This is a genomic window from Variovorax sp. LjRoot130 (genome assembly GCF_964253755.1).
GTDB lineage: Bacteria > Pseudomonadota > Gammaproteobacteria > Burkholderiales > Burkholderiaceae_C > Variovorax.
Genome location: NZ_CAXURM020000001.1, coordinates 2,777,727 through 2,800,776 on the forward strand (window position 1 = coordinate 2,777,727; position 23,050 = coordinate 2,800,776).

Below are 23,050 nucleotides of genomic sequence, written 5' to 3' on the forward strand. Positions count from 1 at the left end.
GGAGACCCGAAACCATGGCAAAAATCGATCGACTGATGGTGGGCGAATCGCTCGTCGGCGAGGGCAATGAAGTCGCCCACATCGACCTGATCATCGGCCCGCGCGGCAGCGCCGCTGAAACCGCCTTCGCCCACGCGTTGACCAACAACAAGGATGGCTTTACCTCGCTGCTCGCTGTGGTGGCCCCCAACCTGCTAACCAAGCCGGCGACCGTGATGTTCAACAAAGTGACCATCAAGGGCGCCAAGCAGGCGGTGCAGATGTTCGGACCGGCGCAGCGCGGGGTGGCGCTGGCGGTGGTCGACAGCGTCGAGGATGGCACCATCCCCATGGCCGAGGCGGACAACCTGTTCCTGTGCGTCGGCGTATTCATCCATTGGCTCGCCGACGACGACAAGAAGATCCAGGACTACAACTACCAGGCGACGCGCGAGGCGATCCAGCGCGCCGTTTCGGGCTCGCCCACAGCCGCCGAAGTGGTGGACAAGAAGGGCACGACTGCGCATCCGTTCGCGGCGCACCTGTAGGCCACAAGCACTAACGAGAAGAAGCCGGCGCGTGAATCGGGCCGGCTTCTTTTCTTTCGCCTCGGAGCGAGGCGCGGCGCGCTCAGCGCTTGGCGGGCACCATGCCGCTGGCGAGAAACTTCAGCACCGTCGCGCTGTGAGCCGATCTCGACGTGCGGTACGTCGGCGCGTGGCGCTCGATCTGAACGCCGACCGATTGCACGTCGTCGAACTTGCGCGGCTTCACGACCTTGACGCGAACCCAGCTCGCGCGGAATTCGTCGATGAGAATGTCGGCGATGGCCTCGGCGAAAGCCTCGAGCAGTTGCAGCCGGTGTTCGATCAGGAGCCTGTGCAGGCGTTCGCGCACGACGCTGTAGTCGATCGTGTCGCCGATGCAGTCGGTGTCGCAGGCATGCGCGCGAGGCACGCCTGCGTACACGTCGATCAGGAGCGGCTGCGGGCGGTGCAGTTCGGACTCGTGGATGCCGATCACCGTCTCGCCATTGAAGCCCTCGATGAAGATCAGGTCCATCGGTGCCGTCGCATCGGCGGTGTCGGAGACCTGGGAGACATTGGAAGGGTGGTCGATGGAGGGACGCAGGCTGGTGTTCAAGTGATGTCTCCAGGTGAATTCGAATGTGTTTGAAAGTGTGTCCGCTGGCGAGTCAAGCCCCCCATGCGGGATTCATCAACGCAAAATGCAGGCCAGTGAACGGACCTGCTCCGGCGCTGCCCCGGCTCGGTGTTTCACCGGGTGCGCGGCATGCCGGCAAGCACAACAATGAGCCAACCAAGGAGACACGATGGAACGCGCCGGAGAACTCCAATGACATTGATGCCGCGGCAAGGTGATCGACACGCCGACCGTGTGCTCGATGTCGTGAGACGTGGATTTCACGAGGAGGGCAACGATCTGGTCACGCGCTCGTGGAGCCGCTGCCTGAATCAGTACCAGCTCGACCCAGGGCGCGCGCGCGAACCGGTGGTGATTGAGTCTGCGGCCTTGCAAAGCCGGCGCAACCAGCATGCCGACGTGATCGAATGCGCACGCTACGAGATGACCACGCTCTATCAGCAGCTCGCGGACCCCGAGTCCGCCGTGGTGCTGACCGATACCGACGGCGTGATCGTGCACATGGTGTCTTCGCCCGAGTTCGCTGCCGAGGTCGAGCCGATGGGCCTGCATGCCGGCGGCATGTGGGGCGAAGCCGAAGCCGGCACCAACGGCATGGGCACCTGCCTCGCGGCCGCGCATCCGATCTCCGTGCGGCGGGAAGAGCATTTCTTCAGCCAGTTCACGCAGCTGACCTGTTCGGCGGTGCCGGTGCTCGATCCGACCGGCGAGATCATCGCGGTGCTCGACGTGACCAGCCGCTCCAGCCTGATGCAGCAGCATGTGCTGGTCCTGCTGGGCATGACGGCGCGCATGATCGAGAACCGGCTCATCGACAAGCGTTTCTCGAATGCGCATCCGCTGCATTTCCACAGCCGGCCCGAATTCGTCTACACGCTGCACGAGGGCAAGCTCGCGGTCGGAGAGGATGGGCGCATCCTTGCGGCCAACCGCAGCGCCTTGTTCCAGCTCGGCCTGCAATCGATGGACGAGATTCGTTCCCAGCGCATCGATGACCTGTTCCAGACCTCGCTCGAAGACATCCTGCAGCGCAGCCTGTCCTCCTCCTTCCACCCGGTCGTGGCCTACCGCGCCAAGGCGGCGCTGCGCTTCTTCGCGGTGGCGCGCCGGCCGGCGTCGGACGCTTCCACGCCCGCGCGTGCGCGTGTGGCGGGCATGGGCATCGTGGCACTGGACGAGGCGCAGGGCGAAGGCTTTCGCGTGCCGTCGCGAGTGTCTGCCGGGCGTGGCGCGCCGATCATCCGCACCTTCAAGGACGCGCGGCTCGTGGCCCATCTGGACACCGCGCGGCGCGTGGTAGCGCGCCGCACCCCGGTGCTGTTGTGCGGCGAGACCGGTTCCGGCAAGGAGGTCTTCGCGCGAGCGATCCACGAGACCAGTCCGCATGCCGAGGGCGCCTTCGTCGCCGTCAACTGCGCAAGCCTGCCCGAAACCTTGATCGAATCCGAGCTCTTCGGCTACAAGGCCGGCGCCTTCACCGGCGCGCAGCGCAGCGGACGACGCGGCAAGATCCTGCAGGCCGATGGCGGCACGCTGTTTCTCGACGAGATCGCCGACATGCCGCTGGAGTTGCAGGCCCGCCTGCTGCGTGTGCTCGACGAGCGCCAGGTGACGCCGCTCGGCACCGAGGAAACCCATCCTGTGGACTTCCAGCTCGTGAGCGCGAGCCATCGCCATTTGCCGAGCCTGGTGCGCGAAGGCCGATTCCGTGAGGACCTCTATTACCGGCTGGCCGGCATCGAGCTGGACCTGCCGCCCTTGCGCGACCGCAGCGACAAGCGCGAGCTGATCCAGGCCGTGCTGGCGGACGAAGGCGGCAGTGCGTGCAGGCTGGGCGAAGAGGCCGAGCGCCTGCTGATGGCCCATCCATGGCCCGGCAACCTGCGGCAGCTGCGCCACGTGCTGCGCACCGCGGCCGCGCTGGCCGACGGCAAGACCATCACGAGGGAGCACCTGCCTTCGCTCGCGGCGAGGCAGGCGCCGTCGTCCCTGCACGCCCATGCTGCGCTGCCCGCCGTCGCCGAGGCGATGGATGCCGAGGCGAACACGGCATCTGCCGACGCTGCGCCCGCGGTCAAACTCAACCCGATTCAGGCCAACGAGCGGCAGGTACTGTTGCAGATGCTGGAGCAGCATCGTTGGAACGTGAGCAACGTCGCCAAGGCGCTCGATGTCAGCCGCAACACCTTGTACCGAAAACTCCACAAGCTCCACATCGAGATCTCCCCGCCGGACTGAGTCCGCGCATCCATCGGCCATGGCCAATCTGGGGCGCTCCGATGCGGTCGCCATCGACCCGCGCGGCGCCGGCCTGGCTCTCGAAGCCGGCGAGCCGCAGCTGCCTGCAGCGCCGCCGCGTTCGCGCCTGGCCTGGTGCATCACCGGCTCCGGTCATTTCCTCGAGGAGTCGCTCGCGCTCGCGGCGCGGCTGCCGGCGGTGGACCTGTTCCTCTCGGCCGCTGCCGAGGAAGTGCTGCCGATCTACAAGCTGCACATCGAGACGCTGAAACCGCGCTTTCGCGTGTTCCGCGACAAGACGGCCAGCGGCGTGCCGGTGGGCATGCTCTACGACGACATCTATCACACCGTCGTGGTCGCGCCGGCGACCAGCAACACGGTGGCCAAGTGCGCGTTCGGCATCAGCGATACGCTGCCGACCAACATGTTCGCCCAGGCCGGCAAGCTCGGCATCCCTGGCATCGTGTTTGCATGCGATACGGAACCGGTGGTGGTCACCAAGTCGCCGCACGACTGGGTGACGCTGCGCCCGCGGCGCATCGAACTGGACAACGTGGAGCGGCTGCGCGGCATCGACTTCTGCCGGGTGGTCTCTTCACCGGCCGAACTTGAAGCCGTGCTCGATGCACGACTGAAGGAACTCTCTCTCGCATGGAACACATCGTCTTCCTGACCGGGCGCCTCGCCCAAGCCAGCCTCACGCGGGTGCTGGCCGGCATCGAGGCGGCCCCGTTCACATGGGAAGTGCGAGAGATCGGGCTGCAGGTGGCGGCGCTCATGACGACCGACCTGATCCGCCGCCGCGTGGCGACGCCCGTGTTGAGCGAAGGCGAAGGCGAGAAGCGGCGTGCCGATCGCATCATCGTGCCGGGCCGCTGCCGTGGCGATGTCGAGGCCTTGAGTCTTCATTACGGCGTTCCGGTGGAGCGCGGTCCGCAGGAGTTGAAGGACTTGCCGCGCCACTTCAACCGGGCTGCGCAGCACATCGACCTGAACGAGTACCAGGTTGCGATCTTCGCCGAGATCGTCGATGCGCCGCGGCTGTCGGTGGCGCAGATCATCGAGCGGGCGCAGCGGTTGGCTGCAGACGGCGCCAATGTCATCGACCTCGGTTGCCTGCCCGAGACGCGCTTCGATCATCTGGCCGAGAGCGTGCAGGCGCTGAAGGCCGCCGGCTTCCAGGTCAGCGTCGATTCGAGCGATTCACAGGAACTGCTGCGCGGCGGCAAGGCCGGCGCCGACTATCTGCTGAGCCTCACGCTGGACAGCCTGTGGATCGCCGACGAGGTCGCCGCGACGCCGGTGCTGATCCCGCGCGTTCCTGCCGACGAGGAGTCGCTGTACGAAGCGGTGGTGCAGATGCAGCGCCGCGGGCGCGCCTTCCTGGCGGATTCGATCCTCGATCCGATACCGTTCGGGCTGACCGCCTCGATCGTGCGCTACCACCGGCTGCGCGCGCGTTTTCCCGACGCGCCGATCATGCTCGGCGTCGGCAACCTGACCGAGCTCACCGAGGCCGACACGAGCGGCATCAATGCCGTGCTGTTCGGCATCGCCGCCGAACTGAACGTTGCCGCTGTCCTGACGACCCAGGTCAGTCAGCATGCGCGCCGCGCGGTGTGCGAGGCCGACTGGGCGCGCCGCATCATGCATGCGGCGGCTCAGCACGGCACCTTGCCCAAGGGCATGAGCGACGCGCTGATGACGGTGCACGCCAAGCATCCGTTTCCCGACACGCCGGAAGAAATCGGCGAGATCGCCGCGCAGGTGCGCGACCCGAACTTCCGCGTGCAGATCTCGCCCCTCGGCCTGCACGTGTACAACCGCGACGGCATGCGCCTGGGGCAGGGCGCCTTCGAACTCTGGCCGCAGCTCAAGCTGGAAGACGATGCGGACCATGCCTTCTACATGGGTGTCGAGCTGGCGCGCGCGGAGATCGCCTGGCAGCTGGGCAAGCGCTACGTGCAGGACCAGCCGCTGGACTGGGGCTGCGCCGCGCCGCGGGCCACCGAAGACCTGGCGCGCTGGTGCGCGCCGGGAAGCACCATGAAGGCGCCGACAAACAATGCGGCCGAGCCCGGGCCATGAGCACTCCCATGAACGACCAGATCTTCGAAGCCGTGGTGACTACCGTGGCGCCCGGCGGGCTGGCGCATGTGGCGCCGATGGGAGTTCGGTACCAGGAAGGCGGCATCGTGCTGATGCCGTTCAAGCCCTCCACCACGCACGACAACATCGTGGCCACCGGCCGTGCGGTACTCAACATCGTGTGCGACACCCGCGTGTTCGCCGGCTGCGTGACCGGCCGCAAGCTCTGGCCCACGCATGCGGCCGACCGCATCGACGGCGTGCGGCTGGCCTGTGCGCTGCGCCACGTCGAACTGGAGCTGGCCGAGCGCTGCGACGACGCGCAGCGGCCGGTGTTGCGCATGATGTCCGTGCACGAGGCCACGCACGCACCCTTCGCCGGCTTCAACCGCGCCCAGGCCGCGGTGATTGAAGGGGCCGTGCTGGTCAGTCGCCTGCATATGCTGGCACCCGAGAAAGTGGAAACCGAAATGAGCTATCTGCAGATCGCGATCGACAAGACTGCCGGACCCGAGGAGCGCGAAGCGTGGGAATGGCTGCGCGCCGCGGTCGCGCAGCACCATGCCCGCGCGCAGGAGCGGACATCATGACGCGCATGCTCGTGAGTGTCCGCAGCGTGCAGGAGGCCCTGCTCGCGGCACGCGGCGGGGCCGACTTCATCGACCTGAAGGAGCCCGGCGAGGGCGCATTGGGCGGCTTGCCGGTGGCGACGATCGCCGCCATCGTGAGTGCATTGCGAGCGCACGACATCGCACGGCCCGTGAGCGCGACCATCGGCGACCTGCCGATGCACGCGCTGCCTCGCATCCGCGCTCAGGTCGAGGCCGTCGGCGCCTGCGGCGTCGACTACGTCAAGGTCGGCATCGAGCGGGGGCCGGAGGCGTTCGCCGTGCTCGACGCGCTGGCGGCCTGCGACTGGCCGGTGGTGCCGGTCTTCGTTGCCGACCGCGGCCTGGATGCTGCGCTGGTCGCGCATGCCTGTGGGCTCGAGTTTCCGGCGCTCATGGCCGACACCGCCGACAAGCAGGCCGGCAGCCTGTTCGATGCGGTCCCGATGGCGGACCTGCGCCACTTTCTGGCGCTGGTGCGCGCCTCGGGCCGGCTGGTCGGGCTGGCGGGCGCGCTGCGCACGACGCATATTCCCTTGCTGCAGGCGCTGGCGCCCGATTTCGCGGGCTTTCGCAGTGCCGTTTGCGTTGGCGACCGCAAGACGGCGCTGTGCCCGCAGCGGCTGGCGGCGCTGGCCGCGCTGCTGCACGGGCAGGCCGTCGACGAGCCCATGCCCGCTTGATCTTCTCCTGCGCCGGCGCTCAGCGCGCAGCGTAGGTGGCTTCGCCCAGCAGCAGCGCGCGCATGGTCGCCACCTGGCTCTTGTGAAGCAAGGTGATCGGGAAGGCTGCGTCGTCGGACAGCTCGGCAAATTGCGGGTCGACCACACCGGTATCACCCAGCTCGGCCAGTGTCAGCCCCGGGTCGATGGCGCAGGACTTGACCATCACCAGCTGCTCGGCGTTGAGGTGCTTCGCCAGGTCCAGCGCGATGGTGTCGGAGGTGGCGTCCCAACCGGTGCGTGCGTCCGGCTGGTCGCGCCGCAGCTCGAGGGGCAGCCACAGCGCGGTCTTTCCCTGGTGCAGCAGATCGGGGATGTCGGTCCTGCGCGCGGCCAGTTGCAGTGTGGGATTCAGCGCGTGCAACTGGTAGGCGGTCTGCGCCATCGCCAGCACCGCCATGTTGTGGGCGGCCAGGTCATCGAACTGCCAGTGCGCCTGGACGCGTCGCACTTCGTCGGCGAAGCTGCCGCCGCCGCAGACGATCGTCACGCGGCCGCCGCCGATCTGCGTGAGCAGATCCAGCCACTCCAGCAGCACCGGGTCGGCACAGAGGCTGCCGCCGATCTTGACGACCCACATCAGTCGTGCTCCCGTTCGAACAGCGCCGCCACCGCGACACTCGGAGCGCACACTTGCGCCCAGCCCGCGGTGCCCGCCGCCGCCTGGCGGGCCACCTTGGCTACATCGCTGCCATAGGCGGCGAGCCGTCGCGGGGCCGCTTCGGCGGCTGCGGCTGCGAGCTCGGGCACCAGGAAGGCGCCGCAGCCCGCGCTGACGATCACGGCTTCACGGGAGAGCGCATGCGCGGCCAGCACGCGGCGCAACTGCGCGGCCAGTGCTTCGAGCTGAGCGCTGCGCCAAGCCCGTGCCAGATCGAGCCATTCATCGGCGGCAGCATCGCGTTCGTCCAGTCCCACCATGCGTGCGAGACGCTGGCGCGTCGCCGGCAGGCTCTTGGCGGCGTTGTCGGCGCTCGGGTGCAGGTCGTGCGCCGGATCCAGCTCGCCGCTGAGCCGGTAGACGTCGGCGGTCGTGGCGAAGAATTCGTTCATCACATGGCGCGCATGGCCGCGCCATGTGATGCGCTGGGTCAGTGCGCACAGGGGTGTGCGCACCACGCCGTGGTAGGCCAGCTCGCCGCTCACCAGGCGTTCGGCGTCGCTGCGGCTCGCGGTCAGCACGCGCGCGTTGCCGAACGCGATCAGGTCGGTGGTCGTGCTGCCGATGTCGACCAGCACGCCCTCCGGCAGCGTGAGCGCGGCATGCCGCGCCGTCGCGAGCCAGTTGGCCGAGGCAACGCACTCCCATTGCCTGGCAACCTCCGCGGCGGCGCACCAGCCGGCATCGCCGGCAAAGAAATGCAGCGCGCTCGGCGGAACCGGCAGCGCGGCCGCCAGCGTGGCGGCAATGCTTCGAACGCCGTCCTCGCGGTCGGGGAACAGATCGACCATCTCGCCCGTCATGGTCACGGCATGCTGCGCGGCCTCGAGCGCGGGCCAGCGCGTGCGCGCGGCTTGCAATGCGCGCACCAGATGGTCCAGGCCCTGCCAGAGAGGGCACCCCCATTGCGCCACGTCGACGACCTCGCCGCCTTGCAGCAGGCAGGCCTTGACGTGTGCGCCGCCGATGTCCCACCCGATGGTGGTGCGTTCAGACGTGGGCACGCGCAAGTTCCCGATCCTGGGTGTCGCCGTGCAAGCGGCTCGCCACCAGTTCAGCCGCCAGGTTGCGGCCCAGGGCCGCCGAGAGCCCGACATAGGCGCAGGTGACGCGTGGATTGACCTCGATCACCACCGGCCCGCGCTGCGGATGCCAGACCAGGTCGATGCCGGCGAAACCGCGCAGGCCCGGGATGGCGCGCGCCACCTGCATGGCCAAGGTGGCCAGGGGTCGCGTGCGCGGATCGTCGCGGCCCAGCGCATCGACCGTCACGCCTTCAAAGGAAAGTCTGCCTTGCGCATCGAGCGCGATGCGCTGGCGGTTGACGCTCAGCATCTCGGCATTCTGCTCTGTGCACAGCAGCGACAGGCTCAGGGCCTCGCCTTCGACCCAGGGCTCGAGCGTGACGGCCGCGCCGGCCTGCGCGCGCCGGGCCTGGTCCTCGAGCGCAGCCGCGCGGCGGGTGTGCACGTGGGTGGCCACGCCGCCCGCGCCGTCGTCGGGCTTGACCACCCAGCGCTCGATCTCGGGCGCATGCTCGAAGGCCAGTGGTGTCGTCACGCCGTGCGCGGCCAGGTGCACGAGCGTGGCGTGTTTGCCGGCGGTGAGTTCGATGGCTTCGGCGCTGCAGCCCAGCCAGCGCGCATCGCCCACGATGCGCTGGAAGCGCGCCAGCAGGCCGTCCGTCTCGGGCGCGACCAGCCAGACCATGTCGTGCAGCGCACTCTGCCGCGCCACGAAGGCGAAGGCCGATTCGCCCGCGAGCGGACGCAGCGGCGCGGCGCGGGCGGGCAGGGTGTTCACGGGGACGCAGGTGGCCGCCGACACGGAACAATCGCGAACGCGCATCAGGTCTGCGACCATGGCATCGCGCATCGACAGCCCCAGCGGCAGCAGCTCGTCGGCCGCCGCGTCATCGCCGTAGTCGGTCCAGCCTCCGCCGCTGAGATACTCGTAAACAAACACGCGTGTCGTCATTTCCATCCTCCTTCCGGGTGCTTACCCATGATCTCCGAATTGAACCTGATCCCCGTCATCGACCTGCTGCAAGGCCAGGTGGTGCGTGCCGTGCGCGGCGACCGGCAAGCGTACCGGCCGATCGTGTCGGCGCTGTGCGCCAGCAGCGATCCGGTGACGGTGGCGCGCATCCTGTGCGATCACTGTGCGGCGCGGCAGTTGTACGTGGCCGACCTCGATGCCTTGCAGGGCCGGGCCACGCAGATTGCGGTGCTGGTCGATCTGCTGCAGGCGCTGCCCGAGATCGAGCTCTGGCTGGACGCGGGCTTGGCGGATGCATCGGCCGGCCACGCATTGCGCCGCCAGGTGGCACCGTTCGCCTCGCGCATCGTGTTCGTGTATGGCAGCGAATCCCTGCGTTCGCGCGAGGCGCTGGCGCGCTGCTTCGGCAACGGCGCCGGTGAAGACGAAGTCCGGGCCGCGCTGTCGCTGGACCGGCGCGACGGCCAGCGCCTCGACGCCGCCGGCTGCTGGGACGCGGTGGAGTTGTGGCCGCAGCGGCTGATCGTGATGACGCTCGAGCGCGTCGGCTCCGGCGCCGGGCCGGACCTGGAGACCTTGCAGGAGGTGCGCCGCCTGGCGCCGCGCGCCATGCTGATCGGTGCAGGCGGCATCCGCAGCGAGGACGACCTGGCGCGCGCCAGCGCGGCGGGCGCCGATGCCTGGCTCGTGGCCAGCGCGCTGCACGACCTGCAGCTGCCGCGGATGCGGCGCTGAACCGAGGACGCCCGGTGGGAGGAAGGTTCGAGGGCATGCCATCAGCGCCCTGCACACACGAACCGTGCCATCCCGCGAGCGGCTCGCGCGCCCTGCCATCGGCGCTTGCCGGCGCGCATTGACCGCCCGAAAGCGCAACACTCTGTCTCATAACGCGTGTGTCAGCCGGGCTTCGGCCAGGCACGGCTCGCCTGGCGGGTGAATGGCACGTGCTTTGCGTGGTTGCCTGCCCATGACTCCAGTCGACGCAAGCGCGCAGCCCGGCCAAGCCCCGTGGACCTGTCCTTTCTGCCCTTTGTTGTGCGACAGCTTCGGCGTGGAGCTCGGGCCGCCCGGCACGCCGCCCAGGCTGACCGGCAGCGAGTGCCCGCGCGCGCGCAGTGCGCTGGCCGCATTCGGCGGCGCGGCCGCAACCGAGCGGCCGCGGGTCGACGGCCGCGACTGCGATCTCGATACCGCGCTGGCCGCCGCCGCATCCTTGCTCGCGGCCAGCCGCCAGCCCTTGTTCGGCGGCCTCGGCACCGACGTCGCGGGCGCCCGGGCACTCTATGCGCTGGCCTGCGAAACGGGTGCCATCTGCGACCCGGCCCGCGGACCGGCGCTGATGCACGGCCTGCGCGCGCTGCAGGATCGCGGCGGCTTCTCGACCACGCTGGCCGAAGTGAGGACCCGGGCCGACCTCATCGTCTGCATGACCGGAGAGCCCACGCCGCGCTATCCGGAATTCTTCCGCCGCTGCGGCGTGGGCGGGCCGGAGGGCGCGCGCACCGAGATCCTGCCGCTGCACGGCGATCTGTTCGACACCGTGGCGCTGCTCGCGGCGCTCGTGGCCGGCCGTCTCGCTGCGGACGATGCGCGCGTGCCGGCCGACCTCGCAGCACTGTCGGAGCGTCTGCATGCCGCCCGCTATGCGGTGCTGGTGTACGAGCCCGGATGCCTGCCCGCCCACGGCGCGCTGATCGTCGAAGGCATCCAGCGCATCGTCGCCACACTCAACCGCAGCACGCGCGCGGCCTCGCTGTCGCTGGGCGGCGACGACGGCGCCGCGACCGTGAACCAGGTGTTCGCCTGGCTGTCCGGCCTGCCTTTGCGCTCGCGTGCCGGGCCTGCGGGACTCGAGCATGAGCCGCTGTGCTTCGATGCGGAGCGCTTGCTGGCCGATGGCGCGGTGGACACGCTGCTGTGGGTGTCGAGCTTCGGCCCCGAACCCGGGCCGCCGCCGGTGGACCTGCCGCGCATCGTCCTGGGCCATCCGCAGATGCGGCTGCAGCAGGAAGCGATGCCTGCCCGCGAGCTGGTGTTCATCCCCGTGTCGACGCCGGGCATCGGGTCCGGCGGCCATCTCTTCCGCACCGACGGCTCGGTCCTGCTGCCGTTGCGGCCGCTGTACGACGACGGGCTGCCCAGCGTGAGCGACGTCGTCCGGCGCCTGACCCAGTCGGTACAGGCACTGAGGCGAGGGCTTGCGCAATGACGACCCTTTGCCTGCGCGGCGGCCGCGTCATCGATCCGGCGAACGGGTGTGACGAGGTGCGCGATCTTCATGTGCGCGAGGGCCGCATCGTCGAGCCGGCGCCGCATGGCGCCGCGACCGAGGACATCGACGCGAGCGGCTGCATCGTGATGGCCGGCGGCATCGACATGCACACCCACATCGGCGGCGGCAAGGTCAATCTCGCGCGCATGCTGATGCCGGAAGACCATCGGGCCAACGCCAACCCTCTTGCGCTGCCCGACAACGCGCTCGAGATGGCCTCCTGCGGCACCTGCACGCCCGGCACGCTGGCCACCGGCTACCGCTACGTCGAGATGGGCTACACGGCCGCCTTCGAGCCAGCCATGATGGCCTGCAATGCGCGCCATACGCACATGGAAATGGGCGACACGCCGATCCTCGACCATGGCGCCTACGTGATGCTCGGCAACGACGAGCTGTTCCTGCGCATGCTGGCCGAGCGCTGGGATTTCGAGCGCATCCGCGACTACGCCGGCTGGACCATCAACGCCAGCAAGGCGATGGGCGTGAAGGTGGTGAACCCCGGCGGCATCTCGGCCTTCAAGTTCAACCAGCGCAAGCTCGACGTCGACGAGAACCACGTGCACTGGCAGATCACGCCCAGGCAGGTGGTGCACACGCTGGCGCGCGCACTGCGCGAGCTGGGGGTGCCGCATCCACTGCACATCCACGGCAGCAACCTCGGGGTGGCCGGCAATATCCAGTCCACGCTGGACACCATCGCCGCGCTGGAGGGCTTGCCCGGACACCTGACGCACATCCAGTTCCATGCCTATGGCACCGAGGGGCCGAAGAAGTTCTCCTCGGCCGCCCTGCAACTCGCGGAGGCGGTGAACGCGCACAAGAACGTCAGCATCGACGTCGGGCAGATCATGTTCGGGCAGACCGTCACGGCCTCCGGCGACACCATGCGGCAGCACGCGCAGTCGGGCCTGGCCGATCCACGCAAATGGATCGGTGCCGACATCGAATGCGAGGCAGGCTGTGGCGTAGTGCCCTTCCGGTATCGAGAGCAGAGCTACGTGAATGCGCTGCAGTGGGTGATCGGGCTGGAGATCTTCCTGCTGGTCGACGACCCATGGCGCGTGGTGCTGACCACCGACCATCCCAACGGCGGCCCGTTCACCAGCTATCCGCACCTGATCCGCCTGCTGATGGACCGCAGCTTTCGGGAGGAGCAACTGGCCAAGCTGCATCCCGAGGTGGCTGCGCACGCCGCGCTGCGCTCGATCACGCGCGAGTTGTCGCTCTACGAGATTGCGATCATGACGCGCGCCGGTCCCGCCCGCCTGCTGGGCCTGCGCGACCGCGGCCACCTGGGCGCGGGCGCGGCAGCCGACATCGCGGTGTACCGCGAGGACGGCAACCGCGAGGCCATGTTCGCGACGCCCGCGTACGTGTTCAAGGACGGCGTCCTGGTATCGCGCGCCGGCCGCGTGACGGCGGTGCCCGTGGGCGGCACCCACTTCGTCGCGCCGGAGTACGACCGCGGCATCGAGCAACGGCTGCGCCGGCACCTCGCCGCGCAAGGGTCGGTCAACTTCGATCACCTCGCGATCGGCCACGACGAACTGTGCCAGTGCTGCCGCGGTGGGCGCCTGTTGCCGGCGGCCTGTTTCGAGGGGACCTCATGATCGTCAACGGCGTCGCGATCGACGACGGCTTCGCCGAGGCATTCCCGATGAAGGCCACGCGCATCGTCATCACGGCGCACAACCCCGTCTGGGCGCGCCACGCGGCGGTGTCGGCCACCGGCTTCGCGACTTCGGTGATCGCCTGCGGCTGCGAAGCCGGCATCGAGCGCGAACTGGCGCCCGAGGAAACGCCCGATGGCCGGCCGGGCATTGCGGTGCTGATCTTCTCGATGTCGGGCAAGGAGCTGGCGAAGCAGATCGAACGCCGTGTCGGCCAATGTGTGCTGACCTGCCCGACGACGGCGGTGTTCGCCGGCATCGCGGAGGGCGAAGCCGTGGCCCTGGGCAAGAACCTGCGCTTCTTCGGTGACGGCTGGCAGACCAGCAAGGTGATCGCCGGTGTTCGCTACTGGCGCGTGCCGGTGATGGACGGCGAGTTCGTCGCGCAGGAAACCACGGCGGTGGTCAAGGCCGTCGGCGGCGGCAACCTGCTGCTGCTGGCGCGCGATACCGATGCGGCCTTGGCCGTGGCCGAGGCCGCGGTGGCGGCGATGAAGCAGCTGCCCAACGTCATCATGCCCTTCCCCGGCGGCGTGGTGCGCTCGGGCTCCAAGGTTGGCAGCAAGTACCCGGCGCTCAGCGCGTCGACCAACGACGCCTTTTGCCCCACCTTGGTAGGTTTGGTGGCGCATAGCGAATTGGCGCACGGCGGGCCGGCGCAGCAGATCGGTTGCGTGATGGAGATCGTGATCGATGGCCTGACGGAGGCCGACGTGGGCGCGGCCATGCGCGTGGGCATGGAGGCCGCCGTGGCGATCGGACAGCCCGGCGGACTGCTGCGCATTTCCGCCGGCAACTACGGCGGCAAGCTGGGTCCGTTCCACTTCCATCTGCGCAGGCTGCTCGCCGCGGGAGATGACCAATGAGCGGGTGGCATTTCAGGCTGCGGCAGGCGCCTGCGCTGCGCGTCGATCTACGCGGCATCACGCCGGCCATGCTTGCAGGGCTCCCGATCGAGCAGGTCGAGCGGCTGCCGGTCGGCCATGGCAACACGACGCTGGCGCTGGCGGAACTCTTCGACATCGCGCCGCGCGAGGAGGGCGTGCTGCATTTCGAAGGCAGTCTCGAACGCTTCGACCGCATCGGCTGGCAGATGGACAGCGGCCGCATTCGCGTCGAGGGCCATGCCGGCGACTATGCGGGCGGCTGCATGCGCGCGGGCGAGCTGCAGATCGAGGGCCGCGCAGGCCTGCTGGCTGCTTGCGAAATGGCGGGCGGCACGCTCACCGTCGAGGGCGATGTCGGCGACTTCGCCGCCAGCACCTTGCCCGGCAGCATGGACGGCATGCGCGGCGGCACCTTTATCGTCCGCGGCAATGCGGGCGAGCGCTTCGGCGACCGCATGCGGCGCGGCACCGCCCTGGTCCATGGCGACGTGGGGGCTTTCCTCGGTTCGCGCATGGTCGCGGGCACCATCGCCGTGGGTGGCCGTGTCGGCGTCCATGCGGGCCATGGCATGCGTCGCGGCAGCGTGGTGTTTGCGGGGCCCGGCGCGGCCGTGCCGATCGGCGTCGAGACGATGCCGACCTTCGTGGCGAATCGCGCCGCGACCCCCGTGTTCTGGGCTTTGCTGGCGCGCGATCTGGCGCGCCATGGCGGAGCTTTCGGCGAACTGCCAGCGCGCCGCATCGAGCGCCATCTGGGCGATCTCGCAGCCGATGGCAAGGGCGAGCTGATCTACGTGAACCCGTGACCCACGGCTCTTCTAACATCTGGAGTTTCTGTGACGCATCCCCATCTCTTCCACGCCGGCGAGGCCACCGTGCTCGCCAAGGACGGCCAGTTCACCGATGCCATGCCGGAGATCCTGATCGGCCTTGTCGACGGGCCGGTGGGCGCCGCCTTCGCCGGCATGATGGCGCAGAGCAAGGGCCACACGGCGATGTTCGCGATCCGCGCCTGCAACCAGCTCGTGCGACCGGCGACCATCATGGTGCCCAAGGTCACGCTCAAGGATTCGGCCAACATCGAGCTCTTCGGCGGAGTGGTGCAGAGCGCGACCGCTGACGCGGTGGTCGATTGCCTGATCGAGGGCATCATTCCCAAGGACCTGGCCAACGAGCTGTGCATCATCAGCCTGGTGTGGATCGATCCGCGATGCGCCAGGGACGACAATCTCGACAAGAAAGACATGTACCGCACCAACTACGAGGCCACCAAGCTCGCGATCCGGCGCGCGTTGAACAACGAGCCCACCGTGGACGAACTGATCGCCAACCGCCACCGGATCAAGCACGACATGGACGACTGGAGCTGAATGCCTAGGGACTGTCTCAGCTTCGCGCTGCTCGACGACTGCGCCTCGACGCGCGAGCGGCCGACCAGCCGGCTGTACACCGGCTATGTCCGCCAGCACCGGTGCACCGACCCGGCGAGTCTCGACACCGTGTGGGACCAGGTCGATGCCGATCTGCGGCAGGGCCTGCACGCGGTCCTTCTGGCCGATTACGAGTGGGGTGCCAAGCTGCTGCATGCCGGGCAGGCGCGGCTCGCATCGGAAGATGCTTCGGCGCTGCGGGTGCTGATGTTTCGCCAATGCGCGAGGCTCTCGGCCGACGATGTCGCCACCTGGCTCGCGGAGCGCGAACAGAGCGAATCGTCCGAAGCCGGCGAGCCGCATGCAGCCGGCGTGATGGAGCTCGTGTCCAGCATAGACGAGGCCGCCTTCACCGATGCCATCGCGCGCATTCACGCCGCCATCCGGGCGGGCGAGACCTACCAGGTCAACTTCACCTACCGCCTGCAAGGCAGAAGCTACGGTTCGCCCGTGAGCCTGTACCGGCGGCTGCGCGCGCGCCAGCCCGTGGCCTACGGCGCGCTGATCGCCTTGCCGCAGAGCGAGAAGGAGGGGGAGGGGGAGGGCGATGTCACGCACGTGCTCTCGTGCTCGCCCGAACTCTTCCTGCGCCACGACGCCGGCGTGCTGACAGCGCGTCCGATGAAAGGCACGGCGGCGCGCGGCGGCGCGCCCGAGGGCGACAGCGAGATGGCGCGCCTGCTGTCGGTGGACCCCAAGAACCGCGCCGAGAACGTGATGATCGTCGACCTGCTGCGCAACGACATCGGCCGCGTGGCGCGCATCGGTTCGGTGAAGGTGCCGGCGCTGTTCGCCGTCGAACCCTACGCCACGGTGTTCCAGATGACCTCGACCGTGCAGGCGAGGCTGCGCGCCGAGGTCGGCATGCCCGAGCTGCTGCGCGCGGTGTTTCCCTGCGGTTCCATCACCGGCGCACCCAAGCACCGCACGATGGAATGGATCGCCGCACTGGAGAGCACGCCGCGCGGGCTCTACTGCGGCGCCATCGGCTGGGTCGATGCGCCGGCGCACGGCGCGCGCATCGGCGACTTCTGCCTGTCGGTGGCGATCCGCACCCTGACGCTCGGCGCCGAGGCCGGGCAGTCGCGGCCGCTGCGGCTGGGCATCGGCGCCGGCATCGTGCAGGACAGCCGCGCTGCCGACGAGTTCGAAGAGTGCCGGCTCAAGGCCCGCTTTCTCACCGGCCTCGACCCCGGCTTCGAGCTGTTCGAGACCATGCATGCCACCCCAGAAGGCATCCGGCACCTGGAGCGACACTTGGCGCGGCTGGCGCGCAGCGCCCGCTCCTTGGGCTTCGCCTTCGACCGCGACGCATCGCTCGTGGCCTTGCGCGACGCGCTGCCGGCACTCGCGCCGCGGCAGCCCTCGCGCCTGCGCCTGGCGCTGGCGCATGACGGGCGGCTTCGTCTCACGCACGCACCGCTGGCGCCCCTGGCCGGCGGCGCGGTGAAGCTGCTGATCGCCGACGAGCGATTGCCCGATGCGAACCCGTTGGCTGCGCACAAGACCACATTGCGCCGGCACTACGACGCCGGCGTGCGTGCCGCAGAAAGCGCCGGCGCCTTCGACAGCCTGTTCTTCACGGCCGACGGCCGGCTCGCCGAAGGCGGACGCAGCACACTGTTCGCGCGCATCGATGGGCGATGGTGGACGCCGCCGCTTGACGACGGCGCGCTGCCCGGCGTGATGCGCGAGGTGCTGCTGGAAGATCCCGCGTGGCGCGCCGCCGAACGCACGCTGCGCCGGGAAGACCTGCAGGCGGCGCAGGCGCTCGTGGTGTGCAACGCGCTGCGGGGCGCATTGCCGGCGCAGCTCCAGCTCCAGGCGCATGAGGTTTCGGCGGCGTGATGCGCGTTTCGATCCCGGCCCGGAAATGAAGCTGGCGCTGTTCGATCTCGACCACACCTTGATTCCGTTCGACAGCGGCATGGCCTGGACGCGCTTCCTGATCGCGCGCGGCGTCCTGCCGGCGGATGCGGAGTCGGTCTACCTGGGCTATTGCCAGCAGTACGTGGCCGGCACGCTGGACATCCGCGAACTGCATCGCATCAGCGTCGCGCCGCTGGCGCGCTTCGGCCTCGCCGTGCTGCGGCAATGGGCGAGCGAGTTCGAGGCCGAGATGGCGCCGCAGGTGCCCGAGGCGATGCGCGCGCTGGTGCGCAGGCACCAGGACGCGGGCCACCTCTGCGCCATCGTGACCGCCACCACCTGGCTCATCGCCGAGCCCTTTGGCCGGCTGTTCGGCGTTGCCGACGTGCTGGCGACGCAGTCGCTGGTCGTCAACGATGCGCTCGACGGGGCGATCAACGGCGACCCCTGCTTCGGCGCCCACAAGCTGATGCATGTGAGCCGGTGGCTGGCCGCGCGAGGCATGAGCCTCGAGGCCCTCGAGCAGTCGTGGTTCTATTCCGACTCGATCAGCGACCTGCCCCTCCTGGACGCGGTCTCGGATCCGGTGGCGGTGTGCCCGGACGAGCGCCTGCGCGCCCTGGCCCTGCATGCCGGCTGGGAAATTCTCGAACGCGCCTGAAGGGCCGATGTCGGGAGTCCTCCGGCAGCGCGACCGGCTACAGTCGGCCAGGAGCCGGCCTTCGCCGTGAACTCTCAACGTCAGTCCCTCCAGCACATGGTCGCGGCCCCCTTGATTGCACATCAGCCTGGGCGGGAACTGGAATGAACCAGGCGGAGCTTGGCGGCCTTGAGCGGCGCGATCGCGTCTCGAACCTTCCGCCAAAGCTCGGCGCGGGAGCTCGGATGGCGTGCTGCGGTAGTACAGCGTCTGGCTTCACGTCGCGAAGACGAGCCGTCAGGCGTGCGCTCGGCCCAGATAGAAGCGCCCGCAGTCGATCAGCGTCTTGTCAGTCCATGAGGCTGTGCGGACGAGGATGACCATGCGCCGCTATGGAAAGAGGAGCCAATGGCCGCTGGCTGTCGTCGCATCCCGTTTGTTGGCCGTCGACGAGCTTCTTCGCCTTGCAGTCGAGCTTGTCAAAAATGATCTCCCGTTCGGCCTGGCTCGTGGTCAACGCGACCCGGCCCGCGAACTCGCCGCCCCGATGGACATCGGCATGCGCGGAAATCTGCTCGCCATCACCAGTCACCTCGATGGTGATGACCGCGCCTCGATAGTCGAATTTCCTCTGAATCTCATTGTTCATATTGATCTCCCTGGGAAGCTGCACGAGCTGCAACTCGGAGTTGGGGCAACGCTGTACCAAGAGTCAGCTGCCGGCGGCAGCCGGACCACCTCTAGGATGTGGTCACGGGCATGCAACGGCGCGAACGACGGTCATGCCAATCGTCGTTCGACTCAGTGGGTATCGTTACCAAAGAGACGATTTCCCCGGTGTGCAACGAAGGCCAATTTTTCCCGGTTATGAGGTGTGTCCGGCCGCCACAGCTCATGGACAACGGCCACAGTCTCTTGCTGGACTACGTCGTTCGAGCGCCGCAGCCTGATTTCGATGAGGGCACGTGCTTTACGGGACACCTGGCTTTCTCCTTTCCGTCGGTTGGGGCTGTCCCCCACGTAAGAGCGTGCTGTCTTACGTCGCATCAGGCGCAATGTACGGCAATATTCGGCGGATGTGAACTTTTCACATACTCTTCACATAGGTGCCAAGATGTACTTGACCGGGAATACGCATGGACTCGTCACTGAACAACACCATGGTTGACGTGAGCTCGGGCCCAAGTTCGCTGAACGAACTTCGGGATCTGATCCTCAAGCTATACGGCAGCGAAGCGGCAGCGCTCGAACCACACGCGCCCCTGCGCGACAAGGGATTCGATTCGCTGACGCTGATCGAATTCGTGTTCGCGATCGAAGACCGCTTCTCCATCTCTATTGCGGATGACGAGACGAACAGCGTGGACACGCTGGCCGGGCTCGCGGCGGTAGTCGACGACAAGATCCGGATGACGCAAGCCAAGTGACAGCCGAGGTCGCCGTCAATAGCGGCATATCCGTCATCGCTCGAACGCTGCCTCTTGGCGAGGCCAGGGCTCGTTGATGGCAGCAAGCCCGTCGTCGGTGAGATAGAGGTCGAACTCTCCACGGCGGGGCCATCCCGCGCTGCTCGCGGAGGGCAAGTTGAGCCGCGCCATGGCGCGCCCAAGGTTCGTGCCTACCTGAAGGCGAAATAGGCACCATGAGCTCAAAGGCTGCAGTCGCGACTAACGGGAGGCCTGGCGCCGAGTTCCGCGCTGCCATGACTTGCTCAGTTGCCTGGTTTGCCGCCCACTTGGTGGCTGCGGCGCGCATTCAATCGACAAGCTTCGACGCGTGCTCCAGTGCGCCACATTTCGTCAGGACGCGGTCCATTGGGAGATCGTGACTTGACGCCCTGACGGCTGAATGATTGCAGTCCAACACGGTCCATGACCGGCCCGAGCTGTAGCCTGTGGAGCTAGGTTCGCTACAAGAAGCCCTGCCCGGACTTTCGTCTCTGGGCAGAGCCTCCGCGCGTTCGGGGTGTCCGTTTCCGGCTTTCCCGAACTCGAAACGCTAGCTTGACCTTCCTCCAGTGCAACCGCATCGGATGGGTTCGGTGCACCCCGCAGGACGCCGCCTACTTGGTCGGTCCGGCGCACCATTCATCCTGCGGAACCTGTGGAGCTGGGCGCGACGGTCGCTTCTGCTGGCCCTTATCTGCCAGGCCCACCACCGCCGCCGGGACCGCCACCACCGCCGCCGGGACCGCCACCGCCGCCGCCGGGACCACCACCGCCGCTGCCGGGACCACCACCGCCGCTGCCGGGACCACCACCGCCGCTGCCGGGACCACCACCGCCACCGCCGGGACCACCACCGCCGCTGCCGGGACCACCACCGCCACCGCCGGGACCACCACCGCCACCGCCTGCGCCACCGCCTGCGCCACCACCGCCTGCGCCACCACCGCCTGCGCCACCACCACCGGCGCCGCCACCGCCTGCGCCGCCACCGCCTGCGCCGCCACCACCTGCGCCGCCACCGCCTGCGCCGCCACCGCCTGCGCCACCACCGCCTGCGCCACCACCACCTGCACCGCCGCCACCTGCACCGCCGCCACCTGCGCCGCCGCCACCTGCGCCAGCAGCGCCTGCGCCAACACCAGCACCTCCGCCGCCGGCGCCGCTACCACCCGGGTCTGCGCTGGCTATTCCAACGGTCCCGCCTCCGCCCGAACCTTTGGGGATCACAGCTGAGTTGGCCGCGCCAGAAAAACCGGTCGCCCCCGGAGGTGACCCTGAGCCCCCGACCAGGGGCGATCGCACCAACTGACTTGCGTTCCTGGTGTTGAAGCAAGGCGCCTCCCCAAAGGGGTTGTACCGGTCGCATGCAGCCGAGCTTCTTGGTGCCGCAGGAGGAGCGGCGGCTTGGAACCGTGTATCCGGACGCGCCAATGGCCGCGCGTCGCCGACGCTGAGATGCGTTTCAGCAGCAGGCGGCCTCACCAGCGCCACGGCAGGCGCCGGTGCCGGTGCCGAAGTGGCCGGCGTGGCAGCCTTGGCTTCGAACGCGTCTGTCCTGGCAGTTCTGGGCTCTGGGGGTTGTTGCACTCTTGGCGCCGGCCCCGGTGTCGGCGTCGGTGCGACACGCGCCGATCTAGGCGAAATGCGGACCGTCATCACGGTTGTTGGAGCCTGCTGCGGAGCGAGGTCGTCTTGGGCGACCGAGTCAGTCGGTGCATCCTGGGCAGGCACGCTTGATGGAGTGTGCGGCGATTCGGGCTGCTTTGCGCCTTCCGTTGCCGGCGCGGCCGATTGAGTGACCACCACTGTTTGGTCCGCAGGCGCCGCCGGCGGCGCAGCAGTGGCCATCGTCTGATCCACAGAGGCTGCAGGCGGCTGGGGAACAGCTTTCGCCGCGCGGTTCACAGAGCCGGCAGAAGGCGGGGGAGAAGTTGCCGTCGACGGGCCCACCGGCACGAGGGGCGATTGCGACGGAGGCGCTTCCGTTCGTTCCGTGGGCAGGTTGGCCGACTGCAGCAGAGACGAGATCGCGCTCGAAAGCGTCGGGCCGCTCATCGCAGAACGGCCCAAGTACCAGAAGACGAAGGCTCCATACAACAGCGCCAGGACGATCAACAGCCAGACGATGGAGACGTCGACGCCGTGCGGCACGGGGATAAAGCCGATGCGTCTCGGCGCGCGCTGACTTTTCTGCTTCAGAACAGCAGCGTTCAATGGCAACAAAGAGGGCGAAGCCGTTTGCAGCCAGCGCGGCTCGCTGACGGTAGTGTCGAAGGTCGTCGTGCCCGAGCGAATGCCCGAAAACTTGCCGGCACAGCCGCAGCAGTACCTGGCGCGGTCCCTGTTGGGCGTGTGGCACGACTCACAGAACTTCGTCATACCGGCATTCCCCCGGACAGGACAGCAGCGCTTGGGGCGCTACGGAATAGGGATGAACTTCGTGATGATCACGAGCGAATTGATCACGACCCAGAACGCCACGAAGTCCATGGCCCATGCCCGCTTCGAGAGGCCACGCGGCGGCTTCGGCGGCGGTACCTGTTCGCCCGAATTCTTGCTGGCTGCATAGAACGCAGGCAGCTTGTGAGAGCAGCATTTGCAGAAGCGCGCGGAGCCCGTGTTGATGGTGCTGCAGGCCTCACAGATTTCCGCCGAGGTGCCTGCTTGCAATCTTGCGAGATCGATGAGGTTGCCGAAGGCAACGCTCGAAGAGGGACTCTTAGTCTCGGCAACAAAAACGGCAGCGGCTGTCATTGATGCGCTCCTGGACGAAGGACGGTTGCGGGTTCGGTGTGCGCCCGCGCGCCGCGGTAGCGTTGCGCTTTGGCTTGAGCCAGGCTTCGCCCCAATCGGTGTTCGGCGACGGCGATCCTTGCAAACATCAGTAGGTCGGTGTCGTCGGGACCGGCGCCCGAACCTTCGATCTGCTTTCGGAACGCTCGAACGATGCGGCCCTGAACTGCCTTGCGGACCCGCACCGCCGCAGCCCTTGCCCTGCGGGCACTTCGCTCGCAAGGTTCGATGGACCTTCGTGCCCGCGCGCCGCGGTGCCGCAGTGCAGCAAGACGGCGCCTCTTCCTCGCTAGCGGGCCCTTTCTGCGTGTGACAGACTTTGACATCTCGCTCTCCTGCGACGGCGCGGCAAATGTGAAGGCTTCACATTTGTACTACTCTTGTCTTATAGTGGCGAGGACTTTTGTAAGACTTCGGCGGATGTCGCTGGTCCAGTTGGTAACTGGGTGTTAACGCCGATCTCACCCCGTCCAAGGATCCACGTGTCGCACCAAACCTTGCGCGCGCTGTTCGAGATCAGGCTGCGCTGGACTGACAAGGTGCTGCGGGAAGCTCCTACCCAGGTCAACGGCGGCTTGTG

Annotated in this window: 22 protein-coding genes; 15 read left to right on the forward strand and 7 right to left on the reverse strand. The window is 68.2% G+C overall.

The window, feature by feature from the left end; translation table 11 throughout:
- Positions 1-14: 14 nt before the first annotated feature.
- Positions 15-527 carry a formaldehyde-activating enzyme gene (gene fae, locus ACSQ86_RS13910; protein ID WP_436304027.1) on the forward strand — a complete coding sequence of 171 codons (513 nt, stop codon included), beginning with the start codon at positions 15-17 and terminating at the stop codon, positions 525-527.
- 82 nt (positions 528-609) lie between these two features.
- Here fae (ACSQ86_RS13910) and ACSQ86_RS13915 read toward each other — a convergent pair whose 3' ends face one another.
- On the reverse strand, positions 610-1,041 hold the full coding sequence (locus ACSQ86_RS13915) for a dihydroneopterin aldolase (protein ID WP_436310267.1): 432 nt from the start codon (positions 1,039-1,041) through the stop codon (positions 610-612).
- Between the two features lie 294 nt (positions 1,042-1,335).
- Here ACSQ86_RS13915 and ACSQ86_RS13920 point away from each other — a divergent pair, with 294 nt between their 5' ends.
- The 5 genes from ACSQ86_RS13920 to ACSQ86_RS13940 are packed head-to-tail and all read left to right on the forward strand — an operon-like array spanning position 1,336 to position 6,760.
- The gene (locus ACSQ86_RS13920) at positions 1,336-3,381 is read left to right on the forward strand and encodes a sigma-54-dependent Fis family transcriptional regulator (protein WP_436304028.1); all 2,046 of its coding nucleotides are present in this window, start codon (positions 1,336-1,338) and stop codon (positions 3,379-3,381) included.
- A gap of 19 nt (positions 3,382-3,400) precedes the next feature.
- Entirely contained in the window at positions 3,401-4,054 is a 654-nt protein-coding gene (locus tag ACSQ86_RS13925; protein ID WP_436304029.1) for a flavoprotein, read from the forward strand.
- Positions 4,033-5,469 carry a DUF6513 domain-containing protein gene (locus tag ACSQ86_RS13930; RefSeq protein ID WP_436308964.1) on the forward strand — a complete coding sequence of 479 codons (1,437 nt, stop codon included), beginning with the start codon at positions 4,033-4,035 and terminating at the stop codon, positions 5,467-5,469. The genes ACSQ86_RS13925 and ACSQ86_RS13930 overlap by 22 nt, the downstream gene beginning before the upstream one ends.
- Positions 5,470-5,477: 8 nt before the next feature.
- Positions 5,478-6,059: a DUF447 domain-containing protein gene (locus ACSQ86_RS13935; protein ID WP_436308965.1), complete on the forward strand. Its 582-nt coding sequence runs from the start codon at positions 5,478-5,480 to the stop codon at positions 6,057-6,059.
- On the forward strand, positions 6,056-6,760 hold the full coding sequence (locus ACSQ86_RS13940; RefSeq protein ID WP_436290391.1) for a (5-formylfuran-3-yl)methyl phosphate synthase: 705 nt from the start codon (positions 6,056-6,058) through the stop codon (positions 6,758-6,760). The genes ACSQ86_RS13935 and ACSQ86_RS13940 overlap by 4 nt, the downstream gene beginning before the upstream one ends.
- A gap of 19 nt (positions 6,761-6,779) precedes the next feature.
- Here the strand turns inward: ACSQ86_RS13940 and ACSQ86_RS13945 are convergent, their stop codons facing one another.
- From ACSQ86_RS13945 to ACSQ86_RS13955, 3 genes are read right to left on the reverse strand one after another with little or no spacing between them, the layout of a single operon-like run.
- Entirely contained in the window at positions 6,780-7,379 is a 600-nt protein-coding gene (locus ACSQ86_RS13945; RefSeq protein WP_093111702.1) for an amino acid kinase family protein, read from the reverse strand.
- Positions 7,379-8,464 (reverse strand): hydantoinase/oxoprolinase family protein, encoded by a 1,086-nt coding sequence (locus ACSQ86_RS13950; RefSeq protein ID WP_436308966.1) that lies wholly within the window; start codon positions 8,462-8,464, stop codon positions 7,379-7,381. The genes ACSQ86_RS13945 and ACSQ86_RS13950 overlap by 1 nt, the downstream gene beginning before the upstream one ends.
- On the reverse strand, positions 8,451-9,437 hold the full coding sequence (locus ACSQ86_RS13955) for an ATP-grasp domain-containing protein (protein WP_436304034.1): 987 nt from the start codon (positions 9,435-9,437) through the stop codon (positions 8,451-8,453). The genes ACSQ86_RS13950 and ACSQ86_RS13955 overlap by 14 nt, the downstream gene beginning before the upstream one ends.
- A 27-nt stretch (positions 9,438-9,464) precedes the next feature.
- On the opposite strand from ACSQ86_RS13955, the gene ACSQ86_RS13960 reads away from it, so the two are divergent.
- The 8 genes from ACSQ86_RS13960 to ACSQ86_RS13995 all read left to right on the forward strand — a co-directional run bounded on the left by ACSQ86_RS13960 (position 9,465) and on the right by ACSQ86_RS13995 (position 18,250).
- Positions 9,465-10,193 (forward strand): HisA/HisF-related TIM barrel protein, encoded by a 729-nt coding sequence (locus ACSQ86_RS13960; RefSeq protein ID WP_436308967.1) that lies wholly within the window; start codon positions 9,465-9,467, stop codon positions 10,191-10,193.
- 232 nt (positions 10,194-10,425) lie between these two features.
- Positions 10,426-11,667 carry a formylmethanofuran dehydrogenase gene (locus ACSQ86_RS13965; RefSeq protein WP_436308968.1) on the forward strand — a complete coding sequence of 414 codons (1,242 nt, stop codon included), beginning with the start codon at positions 10,426-10,428 and terminating at the stop codon, positions 11,665-11,667.
- A complete protein-coding gene (locus ACSQ86_RS13970) occupies positions 11,664-13,343 on the forward strand; it encodes a formylmethanofuran dehydrogenase subunit A (RefSeq protein ID WP_436308969.1) in 1,680 nt (559 codons plus the stop codon). Before ACSQ86_RS13965 ends, ACSQ86_RS13970 begins: the two co-directional genes overlap by 4 nt.
- Complete coding sequence (gene fhcD / locus ACSQ86_RS13975) at positions 13,340-14,269, forward strand: formylmethanofuran--tetrahydromethanopterin N-formyltransferase (RefSeq protein ID WP_436304037.1); 930 nt, start codon at positions 13,340-13,342, stop codon at positions 14,267-14,269. Before ACSQ86_RS13970 ends, fhcD begins: the two co-directional genes overlap by 4 nt.
- Positions 14,266-15,096, forward strand: coding sequence for a formylmethanofuran dehydrogenase subunit C (locus ACSQ86_RS13980; protein WP_436308970.1), 831 nt, complete (start codon positions 14,266-14,268; stop codon positions 15,094-15,096). The genes fhcD and ACSQ86_RS13980 overlap by 4 nt, the downstream gene beginning before the upstream one ends.
- A 30-nt stretch (positions 15,097-15,126) precedes the next feature.
- Entirely contained in the window at positions 15,127-15,660 is a 534-nt protein-coding gene (gene fae, locus ACSQ86_RS13985) for a formaldehyde-activating enzyme (RefSeq protein WP_093111717.1), read from the forward strand.
- Positions 15,661-17,568: a chorismate-binding protein gene (locus ACSQ86_RS13990; RefSeq protein WP_436308971.1), complete on the forward strand. Its 1,908-nt coding sequence runs from the start codon at positions 15,661-15,663 to the stop codon at positions 17,566-17,568.
- A 25-nt stretch (positions 17,569-17,593) separates the two neighbouring features.
- Positions 17,594-18,250 (forward strand): HAD family hydrolase, encoded by a 657-nt coding sequence (locus tag ACSQ86_RS13995; protein ID WP_436304040.1) that lies wholly within the window; start codon positions 17,594-17,596, stop codon positions 18,248-18,250.
- A 328-nt stretch (positions 18,251-18,578) separates the two neighbouring features.
- Here the strand turns inward: ACSQ86_RS13995 and ACSQ86_RS14000 are convergent, their stop codons facing one another.
- Positions 18,579-18,878, reverse strand: coding sequence for a hypothetical protein (locus tag ACSQ86_RS14000; RefSeq protein ID WP_436304041.1), 300 nt, complete (start codon positions 18,876-18,878; stop codon positions 18,579-18,581).
- 487 nt (positions 18,879-19,365) lie between these two features.
- On the opposite strand from ACSQ86_RS14000, the gene ACSQ86_RS14005 reads away from it, so the two are divergent.
- A complete protein-coding gene (locus ACSQ86_RS14005; RefSeq protein ID WP_436290380.1) occupies positions 19,366-19,656 on the forward strand; it encodes an acyl carrier protein in 291 nt (96 codons plus the stop codon).
- A 635-nt stretch (positions 19,657-20,291) separates the two neighbouring features.
- Here the strand turns inward: ACSQ86_RS14005 and ACSQ86_RS14010 are convergent.
- Both ACSQ86_RS14010 and ACSQ86_RS14015 read right to left on the reverse strand, forming a co-directional pair.
- The gene (locus ACSQ86_RS14010) at positions 20,292-20,846 is read right to left on the reverse strand and encodes a hypothetical protein (RefSeq protein ID WP_436308972.1); all 555 of its coding nucleotides are present in this window, start codon (positions 20,844-20,846) and stop codon (positions 20,292-20,294) included.
- A gap of 1,249 nt (positions 20,847-22,095) precedes the next feature.
- Positions 22,096-22,431, reverse strand: a complete 336-nt coding sequence (locus ACSQ86_RS14015; protein WP_436308973.1) for a hypothetical protein — start codon at positions 22,429-22,431, stop codon at positions 22,096-22,098.
- Positions 22,432-23,050: the final 619 nt, after the last annotated feature.